This window comes from Streptococcus pluranimalium, from assembly GCF_002953735.1.
Lineage (GTDB): Bacteria > Bacillota > Bacilli > Lactobacillales > Streptococcaceae > Streptococcus > Streptococcus pluranimalium.
In genome coordinates, this window is record NZ_CP025536.1 from 269,112 (window position 1) to 285,414 (window position 16,303).

14 protein-coding genes are annotated in these 16,303 nt (G+C 38.4%); 13 read left to right on the forward strand and 1 reads right to left on the reverse strand.

Annotation, left to right across the window (positions count from 1 at the left end):
* The first annotated feature begins 60 nt into the window (after positions 1-60).
* From mecA to sufB, 8 genes are all read left to right on the forward strand, one after another.
* Complete coding sequence (gene mecA / locus C0J00_RS01405) at positions 61-819, forward strand: adaptor protein MecA (protein WP_104967219.1); 759 nt, start codon at positions 61-63, stop codon at positions 817-819.
* Entirely contained in the window at positions 820-1,977 is a 1,158-nt protein-coding gene (locus C0J00_RS01410; protein WP_104967220.1) for a glycosyltransferase family 4 protein, read from the forward strand.
* 107 nt (positions 1,978-2,084) lie between these two features.
* The gene (gene sufC / locus C0J00_RS01415) at positions 2,085-2,855 is read left to right on the forward strand and encodes a Fe-S cluster assembly ATPase SufC (protein WP_104967221.1); all 771 of its coding nucleotides are present in this window, start codon (positions 2,085-2,087) and stop codon (positions 2,853-2,855) included.
* A 12-nt stretch (positions 2,856-2,867) separates the two neighbouring features.
* Entirely contained in the window at positions 2,868-3,383 is a 516-nt protein-coding gene (locus C0J00_RS01420) for a GNAT family N-acetyltransferase (RefSeq protein WP_104967222.1), read from the forward strand.
* 3 nt (positions 3,384-3,386) lie between these two features.
* Positions 3,387-4,649 carry a Fe-S cluster assembly protein SufD gene (sufD, locus tag C0J00_RS01425; protein ID WP_104967223.1) on the forward strand — a complete coding sequence of 421 codons (1,263 nt, stop codon included), beginning with the start codon at positions 3,387-3,389 and terminating at the stop codon, positions 4,647-4,649.
* 27 nt (positions 4,650-4,676) lie between these two features.
* Entirely contained in the window at positions 4,677-5,912 is a 1,236-nt protein-coding gene (locus tag C0J00_RS01430) for a cysteine desulfurase (protein ID WP_104967224.1), read from the forward strand.
* The gene (gene sufU, locus C0J00_RS01435; RefSeq protein ID WP_104967225.1) at positions 5,890-6,330 is read left to right on the forward strand and encodes a Fe-S cluster assembly sulfur transfer protein SufU; all 441 of its coding nucleotides are present in this window, start codon (positions 5,890-5,892) and stop codon (positions 6,328-6,330) included. Before C0J00_RS01430 ends, sufU begins: the two co-directional genes overlap by 23 nt.
* Positions 6,331-6,571: 241 nt before the next feature.
* Entirely contained in the window at positions 6,572-7,981 is a 1,410-nt protein-coding gene (gene sufB / locus C0J00_RS01440) for a Fe-S cluster assembly protein SufB (RefSeq protein ID WP_104967226.1), read from the forward strand.
* A gap of 191 nt (positions 7,982-8,172) precedes the next feature.
* Here sufB and pbp3 read toward each other — a convergent pair whose 3' ends face one another.
* Positions 8,173-9,402: a D-alanyl-D-alanine carboxypeptidase PBP3 gene (pbp3, locus tag C0J00_RS01445; protein ID WP_104967227.1), complete on the reverse strand. Its 1,230-nt coding sequence runs from the start codon at positions 9,400-9,402 to the stop codon at positions 8,173-8,175.
* Positions 9,403-9,607: 205 nt separating this feature from the next.
* Between pbp3 and C0J00_RS01450 the strand changes: the two genes are divergently transcribed.
* The 5 genes from C0J00_RS01450 to C0J00_RS01470 all read left to right on the forward strand — a co-directional run bounded on the left by C0J00_RS01450 (position 9,608) and on the right by C0J00_RS01470 (position 16,074).
* Positions 9,608-11,581 carry a peptide ABC transporter substrate-binding protein gene (locus C0J00_RS01450; protein ID WP_104967228.1) on the forward strand — a complete coding sequence of 658 codons (1,974 nt, stop codon included), beginning with the start codon at positions 9,608-9,610 and terminating at the stop codon, positions 11,579-11,581.
* A gap of 65 nt (positions 11,582-11,646) precedes the next feature.
* Positions 11,647-13,146, forward strand: coding sequence for an ABC transporter permease (locus tag C0J00_RS01455; RefSeq protein ID WP_104967229.1), 1,500 nt, complete (start codon positions 11,647-11,649; stop codon positions 13,144-13,146).
* Positions 13,146-14,072, forward strand: a complete 927-nt coding sequence (gene oppC, locus C0J00_RS01460; protein WP_104967230.1) for an oligopeptide ABC transporter permease OppC — start codon at positions 13,146-13,148, stop codon at positions 14,070-14,072. Before C0J00_RS01455 ends, oppC begins: the two co-directional genes overlap by 1 nt.
* Before the next feature lie 8 nt (positions 14,073-14,080).
* Positions 14,081-15,130 (forward strand): ABC transporter ATP-binding protein, encoded by a 1,050-nt coding sequence (locus C0J00_RS01465; protein ID WP_104967231.1) that lies wholly within the window; start codon positions 14,081-14,083, stop codon positions 15,128-15,130.
* A 14-nt stretch (positions 15,131-15,144) separates the two neighbouring features.
* Positions 15,145-16,074, forward strand: a complete 930-nt coding sequence (locus C0J00_RS01470) for an ATP-binding cassette domain-containing protein (RefSeq protein ID WP_104967232.1) — start codon at positions 15,145-15,147, stop codon at positions 16,072-16,074.
* Positions 16,075-16,303: the final 229 nt, after the last annotated feature.

Here is a 16,303-nt window from a genome sequence, read left to right on the forward strand (position 1 = left end):
TGAAAAAGACCTGCGATTCTAGTATAATAGGGAGTAATACACGTATGAGGTACCGATGAAATGGAAATGAAACAAATTAGCGAAACAACGCTAAAAATAACGATTAGTATGGAAGATTTGGAAGAAAGAGGGATGGAATTAAAAGATTTCCTTATTCCTCAAGAAAAAACAGAAGAATTTTTTTATTCCGTGATGGACGAACTTGACTTACCAGATAACTTCAAAAATAGTGGCATGTTGAGTTTTCGAGTGACACCTAAGAAAGATCGATTAGATGTTTTTGTAACCAAGTCTGAAATTGATAAGGATTTAAACTTTGATGATTTAGCAGCCTTGGGGGATGTCTCTCAAATGTCTCCGGATGAATTCTTTAAGACATTAGAAAAATCGATGTTGGAGAAGGGTGATACAGAAGCTCACGAGAAGTTAAAACAAATGGAAGAAATCGTGGAATCTGCGATGACAGAGCAAACATCAGAAGCAGACTCAGTACATGAACCTAATGAAGATAATGCTGAACAAGACAGTTATACGCACTATGTGTTACAGTTTCCCATGCTGAAAGATGCTGTTGCTTTTTCAAAAGCGATTGACTTTGATATAGAAGCATCAGAACTGTATAAATTCAACGGCAGTTACTATATTACTATCTTGGTCAGTCTAGAAAATAAGCCCGCTTATTATGCCGACTTGGTTCACGCTCGCTTGTTGGAGCACAGTCGTGGTGGTCAAAAAACAAGAGCCTATCTGCAAGAGCATGGCGTCCGTTTGCTTGAAGGCTATGCGGTGGCTGATTTAGAAGGTATCAAGGTGGTCTAAATGTTACCATTTGAATTGTCATTCGTCTTATCCTTGATTGCTGCCTTTCTCCTTTCTCTAATCCTAACTCCGATCGTTCGCTTTTTGTCTTTTCGTGTTGGAGCTGTCGATAAACCAAATGCTCGTCGTATTAATAAGACGCCTATGCCTAGTGCAGGTGGTTTAGCCGTTTTTTGCTCCTTTTTTCTCATCGCAGTGGGGATTTTTCCTAATATCACTAGGAATATTGATATGGATATCCCCTATTTGGATTATATATTGCCTGTGTTGGTAGGGGCTACTCTTGTTATAATAACCGGCTATTTAGACGATATTTTTGAAATTTCAGCTAAGAAAAAAATGTTAGGTATTATTGGCGGAGCAGTGATTATATGGGCCTGCACGGATTTTCGGTTTGATAGTTTCAAAATTCCTTTCGGTGGACCAATGATTGAATTTGGTCCTATCGTAACCTTTGTGTTAACCATTATTTGGATTGTTTCCATTACCAATGCGATTAATCTAATTGATGGATTAGATGGGTTAGTAGCAGGAGTTTCCATGATTTCCTTAGCCACGATGGGAATGGTTTCTTACTTTTTTTTACCGCAAGTTGACTTGTTTTTAACCATGACTATTTTCCTTTTAATTGCGGCTATATTGGGATTCTTTCCTTACAATTACCATCCAGCCATTATTTATGGGGGAGATACGGGAGCCCTCTTTATCGGATTTATGATAGGTGTTCTTTCCTTACAAGGACTGAAAAATTCGACAGCAGTCGCTGTTGTCACACCTGTTATTATTTTGGGGGTACCTATCGTTGATACAGCAGTCGCAATTGTGCGTCGAAAGTTATCAGGTCGAAAGATTTCAGAGGCTGATAAAATGCATCTTCATCATCGTCTATTAGCTATGGGCTTTACACACCGTGGAGCTGTATTGGTGGTTTATGGTATTGCTATCTTATTCTCACTGATTGCTTTACTGTTGAATATTTCTAGTCGCTTAGGGGGCATTCTGCTAATGGTTGGTGTTTTATTTGCCTTAGAAGTTCTGATTGAAAGTTTGGAAATATGGGGTGAAAATCGGACACCACTCTTTAATAGCCTAAAATTCATTGGAAATAGTGATTATCGTCAAGCCTGTTTGCAAAAATGGAATGATAGAAAAAAATAAATCATTTAGAAAGCCCTTTAGTGGCTTTTTTTGTTACAATTAATGAAGATTAAAAAATACCTTAACCATAAAAGTTGAGAACCTTAGAAATAGGAAAAGGAGTAGTCATGTCTGTACTTGAAATAAAGAATCTTCACGTCTCTATCGAAGATAAAGAAATCTTAAAAGGGCTTAATTTAACCTTGAAAACAGGAGAAATTGCTGCCATCATGGGACCTAATGGAACAGGAAAATCAACGCTTTCTGCTGCCATCATGGGAAATCCCAACTATGAAGTAACTGAAGGCGAAATTCTCTTTGATGGGGAGAATATCTTGGAACTTGAAGTGGATGAACGTGCACAACTTGGTCTTTTTTTAGCTATGCAATACCCATCTGAAATTCCAGGTATTACTAATGCAGAGTTTATTCGTGCAGCCATGAACGCTGGTAAAGAAGATGAGGACAAAATCTCTGTCCGAGATTTTATCACTAAGTTGGATCAAAAGATGGAACTTCTTGGCATGAAAGAAGAAATGGCAGAGCGTTACCTCAATGAAGGTTTCTCAGGTGGAGAGAAAAAGCGCAATGAAATTTTACAATTGCTCATGCTTGAACCTAAGTTTGCCCTTCTTGATGAAATTGACTCTGGTTTAGACATTGACGCCCTTAAAGTCGTGTCAAAAGGGGTTAACGAAATGCGTGGTGAAGGATTTGGTGCCATGATTATTACCCATTACCAACGTCTCCTTAATTACATTACACCAGATGTGGTTCATGTCATGATGGAAGGTCGTGTCGTGCTATCCGGTGGTCCTGAACTAGCAGAGCGCTTGGAAAAAGAAGGTTATGCAAAAATTGCGGAAGAACTTGGCTACGATTACTCAGAAGAAGTATAAGAGGTCATAACAATGGTGTTACTAAAAAGCCATGATTTTTCCATAAGATTTTTGGTACGTCCTTTAATCGAAGCAGATATACCAGCGATTTTGAAACTTTATGAGACGAATCCTTATTATTTTGAACATTGTCCTCCCCCACCGACGGCAGCTTCCGTTTTGGATGATATGACAAAGTTGCCTCCAGGGAAAAGAAGAGAAGACAAGCATTTTGTTGGTTATTTCGATGGAGATCGACTTATTGCTGTCCTTGATTTGGTTGAAGGCTATCCTAGTGATGAGAAAGCTTTTATTGGTCTCTTTATGTTAGATGAAGCTTATCAAGGAAGGGGACTCGGTAGTCAGTTGATCGTAGAATTGTTGGAATATGTGACACGACAATTTAAAACTATTAGACTGGGCTATGTAGCGACTAATAGTCCTGCTAAAGCTTTCTGGGAAAAGCAAGGCTTTGTTCCAATAGGAGAAAAATCACGGGAAAAACAGTACACTATTATTCTCGCAGAGTATTTGAAAAAGGATAAATAAGTAATGATGAAAGAAACTATTTTAGCTTTCTCACAAGAAAAAGCAGAGCCTATTTGGTTACAAGAGCGTCGTTTAGCTGCTTTTGACAAGATAGAATCCCTCCCCTTGCCAAATATTGAGCGTGTTCGCTTTCACCGTTGGAATTTGGGAGATGGGACGATTGCGGTTAACGATGCCACAGCTAATGTTCCTGATTTCACCGCTTTAGGTGACAATCCAAAACTTGTCCAAGTAGGAACACAAACACTCTTAGAACAATTACCAGCAGAATTAATGCAGAAAGGACTAGTCTTTACAGATTTACAGTCTGCATTGGAAGAAATTCCCCAAGTTGTTGAAGCTTATTTTGGAACGGCACTTAGATACGATGAAGATAAGTTAGCTGCTTATAACTACGCTTATTTTAACAGCACTGCGGTTCTCTATGTTCCAGATAACATGGAAATTGAGACACCTTTGGAAGGAATTTACTTGCAAGACAGTGATAGTGATGTGCCTTTCAATAAGCATATATTGATTATTGCTGGAAAAAACACTAAGTTTAGCTACATCGAACGTTTTGAAAGTATCGGTGGTCAAACTAAAAAGACAAGTGCCAATATTTCTGTCGAAATTATCGCAGGGGTTGGTAGTCAAGTGTCTTATTCAGCTATTGATCGCTTGGGTGAAAATGTAACCGCCTATATCAGTCGTCGTGCCAAACATGACAATGATAGTTCTGTTGATTGGGCTATGGGTGTGATGAATGAAGGTCATGTCATTGGTGATTTTGATTCGGACCTTGTTGGAAATGGCAGTCATGCCAATCTCAAGGTTGTTGCAGCATCGTCAGGTCGTCAGATTCAAGGGATTGACACGCGCGTGACCAATTATGGTCATAATTCTGTAGGTCATATCTTACAACATGGGGTTATTTTAGAACGCGGGACCTTAACCTTTAATGGTATTGGTCATATTGTTAAAGGTGCTAAAGGCGCAGACGCCCAGCAAGAAAGTCGTGTCTTGATGTTGTCAGATAAGGCACGCTCAGATGCTAATCCTATTTTGTTAATTGATGAAAATGAAGTAACGGCGGGGCACGCAGCTTCCATTGGTCAAGTTGATCCAGAAGATATGTATTATCTCATGAGTCGTGGTATTGATCAGAAAACGGCGGAACGCTTGGTCATTCGAGGCTTCTTAGGGGCAGTTATTACAGAAATTCCAAGTAAAGACGTCCGTCAAGAATTGATTAGTGTTCTTGATAGTAAGTTAGATAAGCGTTAGCTATAAAAATAACTGAGAGGTAAACAAGTGTTTGATCCAAATAATATTCGTCAGGATTTTCCTATTTTAAACCAAACAGTAAATGATGAACCTTTAGTTTATTTGGACAATGCTGCGACCAGTCAAAAACCCCAGCCAGTTTTGGATGCCATTATGGCTTATTATTATGAAGACAACGCTAACGTTCACCGGGGTGTTCATACATTAGCAGAAAGAGCGACACAAACATATGAAGCGAGCCGTCAGAAAGTAGCAGACTTTATCCATGCTAGCTCACCACGTCAAGTTCTCTTTACTAGAGGGACAACGACAGGGCTCAATTGGATTGCTCATTTTGCGCGAACGATGTTACAGCCAGGTGATCAAGTACTCATCTCTATTATGGAACATCACTCTAATATCGTTCCATGGCAAGAAGCCTGTCGTGCAACGGGTGCTGAATTGGTCTACGTTTATCTAAAAAATGGTGTTTTAGATGTGGCGGATTTCCAGAAGAAATTATCAGCCAAAACAAAATTTGTCAGTCTAGCTCATGTGTCTAATGTTCTAGGATGCCTTAATCCTATCAAAACATTAACACAAATGGCTCACCAAGTAGGTGCCTATATGGTTGTCGATGGGGCGCAAGCAGTACCACATATGCCAGTTGATGTTATGGATTTGGATTGTGATTTTTACGTCTTTTCAGGCCATAAGATGATGGGACCAACCGGCATTGGTGTGCTTTATGGCAAAGAAGAACTTCTAAATCTAATGGACCCTTTGGAATTTGGTGGCGAAATGATTGATTTTGTCCATGAACAAAGCGCAACCTGGACAGAATTACCGTGGAAGTTTGAAGCCGGCACCCCGAATATAGCCGGAGCTATCGGATTAGGAGCGGCAATTGACTACTTAAATCATCTAGAGATGCCAGCGATACATTCTCACGTTCAAGAGTTGGTTGCTTATACCCTGCCTAAACTTCAAGCTATTGAAGGGCTCGCAGTTTATGGCTCACAAGATACCAATAATCATATTGGGCTTATTTCCTTCAATATAGAGGGTCTTCATCCTCACGATGTTGCGACTGCTTTAGATTATGAAGGTGTTGCTGTTCGAGCAGGTCATCACTGCGCTCAGCCGCTTATCAATTATCTCGGTATTTCGTCTGCTCTTAGAGCTAGTTTTTATGCCTATAATACCTATGAAGACTGCGATCGATTGATTGAAGCAATTTCTAAAACCAAGGAGTTTTTCAATGGCACTCTCACGTTTAAATAACCTTTACATGACTTTAGTCACGGAACATTCTAAAAGTCCACATCATTTTGGGCAACTAGAGGGGCAAGAAGCTATTCAACTCAACAACCCAACCTGTGGCGATGTTATTTCTTTAACGCTAGCCGTAAAGGATGATACTATTGAAGATATTGCCTTTTCAGGTCATGGCTGTGCTATTTCAACAGCTTCAGCCAGTATGATGACTGATACAGTCATTGGAAAAACAAGTGCAGAAGCCTTAGTCTTGGCAGAACTGTTTTCAGAAATGGTTCAAGGTCAAGAAAATGCTAACCAAAGCAAACTTGGTGATGCTGCTTTTATGGCTGGAGTCTCTCAATTCCCACAACGGGTAAAATGTGCAACCCTAGCTTGGAATGCTCTTAGAAAAGCTATAGAGCGAAGTGACGACATATCATAAGGTGATGATAGACGATTTGGTACAATCACTGATCTTACCGGATAGCCATTGCAGAGTCTTCGTTTTCAAAGTGTCTAGCAAACAGAGTAAAAGTGGCGTCTAGTAAAATGTAGAGGTGATAAAAAGCTGTATCACTAAATGCCTTACTTAATCATCATTAGTCAACTATCGAAAAGAGTTTGATATTATTATAGTGAATGACTCTTATAACCGTTTGTAGCAAGAATAGAAAGGACAAATCATGTCTGAAAAAGTAGAACCAAAACCTATTGATTTAGGTGAGTATAAGTTTGGTTTCCACGATGATGTTGAGCCTATTTTGTCAACTGGGAAAGGTCTCAGTGAAGAAGTGGTTAGAGAACTATCAGCCGCTAAAGGCGAGCCAGAATGGATGTTGGACTTCCGCCTCAAATCACTAGAAACCTTTAATAAAATGCCCATGCAAGAATGGGGGCCTGATTTATCAGATATTAATTTTGAGGAAATCATTTATTATCAAAAACCTTCTGATAAACCAGCTCGTTCTTGGGATGATGTCCCTGAAAAAATCAAAGAAACCTTTGAGCGTATTGGGATCCCAGAAGCTGAGCGTGCCTACCTAGCAGGAGCCTCTGCCCAGTATGAGTCAGAAGTGGTCTACCACAACATGAAAGAAGAGTTTGAAAAACTGGGGATTATCTTTACAGATACGGATTCAGCGCTTAAAGAATATCCAGACCTCTTCAAGCAATATTTTGCCAAATTAGTACCACCAACAGACAACAAATTGGCAGCTCTCAACTCAGCAGTATGGTCAGGTGGGACATTCATCTATGTCCCTAAAGGGGTAAAATGTGATATTCCTCTTCAAACTTACTTCCGTATTAATAATGAAAATACAGGACAGTTTGAACGTACCTTGATTATTGTTGATGAAGGAGCCAGTGTTCATTATGTAGAAGGTTGTACGGCACCGACTTATTCGTCAAACAGCCTTCATGCTGCTATCGTAGAAATCTTCTCACTTGAAGGTGCTTATGTACGCTATACGACGATTCAAAACTGGTCGGACAATGTTTATAATTTGGTTACAAAACGTGCCAAGGCACTTAAAAATGCGACAGTTGAGTGGATTGATGGTAACCTAGGTGCTAAAACAACCATGAAATACCCATCTGTTTATTTGGATGGGGAAGGTGCGCGCGGTACCATGCTTTCGATAGCCTTTGCCAATAAAGGTCAGCACCAAGATACAGGTGCCAAAATGATTCACAATGCTCCCCATACATCATCTTCTATTGTTTCAAAATCAATTGCCAAAAGCGGGGGAGCCGTTAACTATCGCGGACAAGTTACCTTTAATAAAAAATCCAAAAAATCCGTCAGTCACATCGAGTGTGATACTATCTTGATGGACGATATTTCAAAATCAGATACCATCCCATTCAATGAAATTCATAATTCTCAAGTCGCTTTAGAACATGAAGCTAAAGTTTCAAAAATCTCTGAAGAGCAACTCTATTACCTCATGAGCCGTGGCTTGTCGGAGTCTGAAGCTACTGAGATGATTGTTATGGGATTTGTCGAGCCCTTTACTAAAGAACTTCCGATGGAATACGCAGTTGAGTTGAACCGCCTGATTTCATATGAGATGGAAGGGTCTGTTGGATAATTACCTATAGTTACTTAAAAGAAGCTGGATAAAAATTAAAAAAACAAAAAAGCTTAGCCTCACCGTTTCATAGCAAGGTGAGGCTAAGCTTTTTTGAATGGTTTAATGGTTATCAGAGCGCCTAAAATCTGACTTTTTAGCCGATTTTTTGATCCATGATGACTTTCCTGATGAAAAAGTATTTATACTTTTTAGAGTTTTTCGTTAACATAGGTGACAAAATGATTCCACCAAACTTTTAGGAAGAAACTCTTTTCAACAGCTGTTTTGGTTTTGGCGCTAACACTTGGGAGGTCACCTAGATAACCATTCCCGACAAGATTTTTATCTTGGAAAGTAAAGTTACCAACCTCAGTGTTCTTTTTCACAGGTGCAGTTAAACTTTTTCGACTTGGTTTAAAAGCCAGATTGGATTTTTTGTTGATGGGACGGATGACGGTTAGATCCTTTGCTGCAACAGCTTTGACAGTTTTCTTTTTACCATCACGGACAGCAACAGTGCTAGCATCTACTGTTTGCCCCTTTTTCAAAATCGTTTTTTTCTCATAACTACTAAGGACATAATCTAAAATCTCATTAGTTGCTTTAAAACGAGCTAATTCATCCTTATCGGCATCATCTGCGTTTAAAACAACCGTAATAATCCGCATCCCATTTTCAGTAGATGTTGCTACAAAAGAGGCTCCTGCTTTTTTGGTTGTTCCAGTTTTTAAGCCATCAACACTAGCTCTATAGTATGGCATTCCTTCTAACATGTAATTATAGGTTGTCATTAAGTTACCATCGAAATTAGCACTACCTTGTTGGCTGACCTTAATAAGGTCAGGATAATCTTCAATGATATGCTGTGCAATGATAGCCACATCTTTGGCACTCATCATATTTTCGTCAGTTTTTTTAGAATCAGGATAAATGTTGTCGCCCAAAACCTCGTTGTTAAGACCTGAGGCATTAACGAGTTTCGCGTCTTTGATGCCCCAATCCTTTAATTGTTGAGACATCATGTCGACGAATTTTGGTTCGCTGCCACCGATGTGTTCAGCAAGTGCAATAGCTGCGCTGTTAGCACTTGCAACCATGGCAGCGTTGACCAAATCTCTAACAGTATATTTTCTAGCTTCCATAGGTACATTGCTAGCTTCAGGATTGACGGTTAAATGATAAGGATAGTCTGAGATATCAATTTCAGTATCCCAAGTCAAATTCCCCTTGTCAATTTCTTGATAGACCATGTAAACCGTCAAGATTTTGGTAATAGAAGCGATAGCATCTGGTGTCGTCGCATCCTTCTCATATAAAATTTTTCCTGTATTGGCTTCGACAGCGATAGCGTGTTCAGCCTTGGCCTTAAACTCATCTGCGGTGGCGAATGAAGGTGCAAAGCAGATAAGCAAGCTGAACAAAACAATGATTTTTTTCATAATAATCCTTATAATGTTTTGGTATGTTTCATTATAACATATTTTAAATTGATAAAAAATTTAGACAAGAAAACGTAAGCGAATTCAATATGTGGAATTTTCTGAAAAAAAGTCTTTTTTTAAAAGAACTTTTGTGATAAAATATTTCTAAATCATTATTTGCATATTGATTGTGGAAAAAGAAAAAACGTAGAGGAGTATTTTTATGACAAGTAAAAAGAAATTATTGGCATTAGCCGGTGTAGCACTTGTTTCTACATCCGTTTTAGCAGCTTGTGGTAATAAATCAGATTCAAAGAAATCAGATAGTATGTCATATAGCTATGTGTATGCAACAGATCCAAAGACTTTGGACTATGTAACTGCCAATGGGGCAGAAACTAGTGAGCTTACTGCTAACTTTGTGGATGGTCTTTTAGAAAATGATCAATACGGAAATCTTATTCCATCGTTGGCAAAAGACTGGACTGTTTCTGAAGACGGTTTAACTTATACTTATAAACTCCGTGATGATGTCTACTGGTATACTGCTGATGGTGAAGAATATGCTCCAGTTACAGCTGAAGACTTCGTAACAGGTCTAAAACATGCAGCAGATAAAAAATCTGATGCTCTCTATGTTGTCCAAGATTCTGTTAAAGGATTGAAAGACTACGTTGATGGAAAAGAAAAAGACTTTAAAAACATAGGTGTTAAAGCAGTTGATGAGCACACTGTTGAGTATACGCTTAATAAACCTGAAAGTTTCTGGAACTCTAAAACTACTTATGGTATTCTTTTCCCAGTCAATGCAGAATTCTTAGAATCAAAAGGTGATGATTTTGGTTCGCCAACTGATCCATCAAGTCTTTTGTATAATGGTGCTTATACATTGAGTGCTATCACTTCTAAATCATCTGTAGAAATGACTAAAAACGAAAACTACTGGGATGCAGACAATGTTCACATCACAGATGTTAAGTTGACCTACTATGATGGTTCAGATCCTGATTCACTCTTTAATAACTTCAAAGATGGATCCTACAGTTTTGCCCGTCTCTATCCTAACCAACCAAGCTTCAAGAAAGCTTCTAAAGAGTTCGGCGACAACATCTACTATGCTCAACAAAATGCCTCAACTTACATGTACTTCTTCAATGTTAACCGTACAGCTAACAAAATGACGGAAAAATCGCCAGAACAATTTGAAGATACGAAAGAAGCACTTCAAAACAAAGATTTCCGTCAAGCAGTTACCTTTGCCTTTGACCGCGCGTCATGGAATTCTCAAGTAGCTGGTGAAGAAGCTAAAGATAAAGCCTTACGTAATACTCTCGTGCCACCGACATTTGTTCAAATTGATGGTAAAGACTTCGGAGATACTGTAACTAAAGATTTAGAAACACTTGGTGATGAGTGGCAAGGTGTTAACCTTAAAGATGCTCAGAATGGTTTGTACGATCCAGAAAAAGCTAAAGCTGAGCTTGAAAAGGCTAAAGCAGATCTAGGATCTGATGTGTCATACCCAATTCAAATCGATACAGTAGTATCTCAAACAGATGAGCTTGGCGTTCAACGTGCGAAATCGTTGAAACAATCTATTGAATCTAACTTGGGTAAAGAAAATGTTCAAATCAACATTCTTGAAAAATCTGAAGAAGAATATCTAGCAGCTACTTATAACGCTGAATCAGCAGAACAAATGGACTACGATATTACTATTTCAGGTTGGTCACCAGACTATCTTGACCCATCTTCATACCTTGATATCTTCTCAACAGCAGAAGGTGCAGCATCAACAATGCGTCTAGGTATCGATTCTAAGAATACTGAGTTAGTCCAAAAAGTTGGCTTGGATAAATACCAAGAACACCTTGATAAAGCTTCTGACATTACTGACGATGTCAATGCTCGTTACACTGAATATGCTAAAGCTCAAGCTTGGTTAAGTGATAGTGCTCTTGTTATCCCAACAATCTCACTTGGTGGTACACCAGGAGTTACTCGTATTCAACCATTTACAGCACCATTCTCATGGGTCGGTAACAAAGGTGGAACTTACATTTACAAATATCAAAAAGTTCAAGACAAACCTGTTACAACAAGCGACTATGAAAAAGCTTTAGAAAAATGGAAAACTAAACGTGACAAATCAAATGAAAAAGCTACAAAAGAATTAGCTGATCACGTTGCAAAATAAAGCTTAACAAGAAAAGGGCTTTCTCTCTAAACAAGAGAAAGTTCTTTCAAGTTTTGGAGAAAATAATGAAAAAATATATCTTAATGCGTATTTTGCGATCATTAGTTTCTATTTTTTTGGTAACAACACTGGTTTATACAATTGTCTATACCATGGTACCGAAGAGTTTGATTTTTAAAAATGATCCCAACTATAATAAAATGATTACCACTCCGGACAAAAAATCGGATTATGAAAATACGGTTTTTGAAAGGATGGGCTATATTGACTATATGACTTCTAAGGAACTTCAAGAAGAAGCTTCAAAAGAATATAAAAATGTAACAACAGAGCCAACAAAAGCTAATAAAAATACGTATCAAAAGTTCTTATCAGCAAGTAGTGGCAAGTGGCAATTGCACCAATTTAAGGAAAGTAAGGAATTTTACGCAACACGTCATATATCAATTTTTGAGCGTGTTTGGAAGTTCTACTCAAATTTAATTGTGATTGATCATCCTTGGAAAATAAAAGATTCTTCGAACCCTGATTTGGAACGTTACGTTCGTTTTGAAAATGATCCTGCTGTGGGTCCAGCTCTTGTTGGTTCAGGAACACAGCATAAGTATTTGATTTATTTTAATGGTTCATTCCCATTTGTACATCAAAATATTGTTAAGCTCAATTTAGGAGTATCTTACCCAACCTATGCCAATCAGCCTGTTACTCGTATTATCACACAAGGACAGGGTAAAACGCTTCAAAATGAAGTCATTTTCCCAAGTGGTAGCACTCGAAACTCTGCCATCAATATCTATTCAAGAACTTATTTGTCACCTTCGAAAGCAGATTCTCAAGCCAAACGAAACTTTGGTAAAGATGATGCGTACACAGCCACACAAAATAATTACAGTGAACCGTCAATGTTGAAGAACTCTTTCATTATCGGTGTCATCGGTGTCTTGATAGCTTATGCATTAGGTTTACCGATTGGTATGTTAATGTCTCGCTACAAAGATGGTTGGTTTGATAGACTATCAACCGGAACAATGACCTTTATGTTGGCTTTGCCAAGTGTTGCGACAATCTATATTATCCGCTTCTTGGGTGGTCTTGTTGGTTTGCCAGATAGTTTCCCAATTTTAGGAGCATCTAGCCCGCTTTCCTATGTACTACCATCTCTTGTTTTGGGGATTTTAAGTGTTCCAGGTATCGTGGTTTGGTTCCGTCGTTATATGGTCGATCAACAGGCTAGTGATTATGTTCGCTTTGCTCGATCAAAAGGACTTTCAGAAGCAGAAATTTCACAAAAACATTTATTTAAGAATGCTATGGTGCCCATTTCAAACGGTATTCCAACATCAATTGCCATGACGATTGTAGGTGCTACATTGACAGAGACTATTTTTGCCTTTCCTGGTATGGGTAAAATGTTGATTGACTCTGTACGAGCTGCTAATAACTCAATGGTTGTCGGTTTAGTCTTTATCTTTACAGTTGTATCTGTTTTCGCTTTGTTACTAGGTGATCTCTTGATGACTATTTTCGACCCACGTATTCGATTGACTTCAAAAGGAGGTAAATAATGGCTCAAATCGATAAAAATAAATTTACATTTGTAGAATTAGATACCTCAGCAGCTGAAGTGATTGATTCGCCAGCCTATTCTTACTGGAAGTCAGTTTTTCGTCAATTTTTCGCGAAAAAGTCAACGCTTGTCATGTTGATTATCTTAGTTGCTATCATTTTGATGAGTTTCATCTATCCTATGTTTGCAAACTATGATTTTAAAGATGTAAGTAATATTAACGATTTCTCTAAACGTTTTATTTGGCCAAATGGTGAGTACTGGTTTGGAACAGACAAAAATGGTCAATCATTATTTGATGGCGTGTGGTATGGGGCGAGAAACTCTATCTTAATCTCTGTTATTGCAACATTAATCAATACCGTTATTGGTGTTATTGTTGGCGGTATTTGGGGTGTGTCTAAGAGTTTTGACCGTATTATGTTAGAAATCTATAATGTCATTTCAAATATCCCTTTCTTATTGATTGTCATTGTTCTTTCATATTCTATCGGAGCAGGATTCTGGAATCTTATTTTCGCCTTCTGTGTCACGGGTTGGTTGGGGATAGCCTATAGCATTCGTGTTCAAGTTCTCCGCTATCGCGACTTAGAATACAATTTGGCGAGTCGGACTTTAGGAACCCCAATGACGAAAGTTGTCCTAAAAAACCTCTTGCCACAATTGGTGTCTGTTATCATGACCTTGGTCAGTCAAATGCTACCGATGTATATTTCTTTTGAAGCTTTCTTGTCATTCTTTGGACTAGGTCTTCCAATTTCGGAGCCTAGCTTAGGTAGACTTATTGCTAATTATTCGACTTATTTGACTGATAATGCTTATCTTTTCTGGATCCCACTAACGACCTTGATTTTGGTTTCTCTACCGCTCTATATTGTTGGGCAAAATTTAGCGGATGCTAGTGATCCACGTTCGCATAGATAGGGGAAATGATGAAAAAAACAGATAATATTATTTTAAGTGTAAAAGATGTTGTTGTTGAATTCGATGTCCGTGACCGTGTTCTGACAGCTATTCGAGGTGTTTCCCTTGATTTGATTGAAGGTGAAGTTCTAGCAGTCGTTGGGGAGTCAGGGTCTGGAAAATCGGTATTAACAAAGACTTTTACAGGAATGCTTGAAAGTAATGGTCGCATAGCCAGTGGTTCGATTTCTTATAGAGGACAAGAATTAGCTGGATTAAAAGACCATAAAGAGTGGGCAGGGATTCGTGGGGCTAAGATTGCAACGATTTTCCAAGATCCAATGACTTCCTTAGATCCAATTAAATCGATAGGAAGTCAGATAACAGAAGTTATCATCAAGCATCAAGGAAAATCTAAAGCAGAAGCTAAAAAAATGGCGATTTCATATATGGAAAGTGTAGGTATTCCAGAAGCAGAGAAACGTTTCAAAGAGTATCCTTTCCAATATTCTGGAGGAATGCGACAACGTATCGTTATTGCTATTGCCCTTGCATGTCGACCAGATATCCTGATTTGTGATGAGCCCACAACAGCCTTGGATGTTACCATTCAAGCTCAGATCATCAAATTGTTGAAAGATTTACAAGCAGAATATAGCTTTACAACGATCTTTATCACTCACGATTTGGGTGTTGTTGCAAGCATTGCCGATAAAGTTGCAGTGATGTATGCAGGTGATATTGTTGAATATGGAACGGTCGAAGATATTTTCTATGACCCACGCCATCCATACACATGGAGCTTGTTATCAAGCTTGCCACAGCTAGCAGATGAAACGGGAGTGTTGTTTTCTATTCCAGGAGCGCCGCCATCATTATACAAACCTATAAAAGGCGATGCTTTTGCACCAAGATCACGCTATGCTATGCAAATTGATTTTGAAGAAGATGCGCCAAAATTTGCAGTTACAGAAACACACTGGGCAAAAACTTGGCTCTTGCATCCGGATGCACCAAAAGTTGAAAAACCAGAAGCTATTCAAAATCTACATGAAAAAATTTCAGAAAAATTCAATTAGAAACGGAGGAGACCATGTCAGAAAAATTAGTTGAAATCAAGGATTTAGAAATCTCCTTCGGTGAAGGGAAAAAGAAATTTGTAGCTGTGAAAAACGCCAACTTTTTCATCAATAAAGGAGAAACCTTCTCATTGGTTGGTGAATCTGGTTCAGGTAAGACAACTATCGGTCGTGCCATTATTGGTTTAAATGATACTAGTGCTGGTGATATTTTCTTTGAAGGAGAAAAAATCAACGGGAAGAAATCTCGTGAAAAAGAAAGAGAACTTATTCGGAAAATCCAGATGATTTTCCAAGATCCTGCGGCCAGTTTGAATGAACGTGCCACAATTGACTACATCATTTCAGAAGGGCTTCATAACTTTGGACTTTATGACAATGAAGAAGATCGTAAAGCGAAAGTTAGAAAAATGATCGATGAAGTTGGATTGTTGCCGGAGCACTTGACGCGTTACCCACATGAATTTTCAGGCGGACAACGACAACGTATCGGAATAGCTCGTGCCTTGGTTATGCGTCCTGACTTTGTCATTGCGGATGAACCTATTTCCGCCTTAGACGTTTCTGTTCGCGCACAGGTTTTGAACCTCTTAAAAGAACTCCAAAAAGAATTTGGTTTAACCTATCTTTTTATTGCCCATGATTTGTCAGTGGTAAGATTTATTTCGGATCGTATTGCCGTTATCTATAAAGGTGTTATCGTCGAGGTTGCTGAAACGGAAGAATTATTCAGAAATCCAATTCATCCATACACAAAATCATTGCTATCAGCAGTTCCTATCCCAGATCCAATCTTGGAAAGGCAAAAAGAGTTGGTCATTTATGACCCAAGTCAGCATGATTATGACACTGAAGAACCAAGTATGGTCGAACTTCTTCCAGGGCATTATGTCTGGGGAAGCCCAACAGAAATTGCCAAATATAAATTGGAAAACCCTATATAAACAAAAGAGCGAGCAATCGCTTTTTTTGTTATAGCCAAAAACTATAGATATCAAAAAGAAAAGACAATATGATGACAAAATAGAACTTTGAAAGTTATTACCAGAAATAAATCTCCTCAGAAAAGCAATAATAGAGGGGATTTTAGGCAACTCATGGAAAGTTATATGACATCATAGTTATATTAGCATTCTAAAAAATACGAAGAATTCAGAAAATTTTTCCTTTACC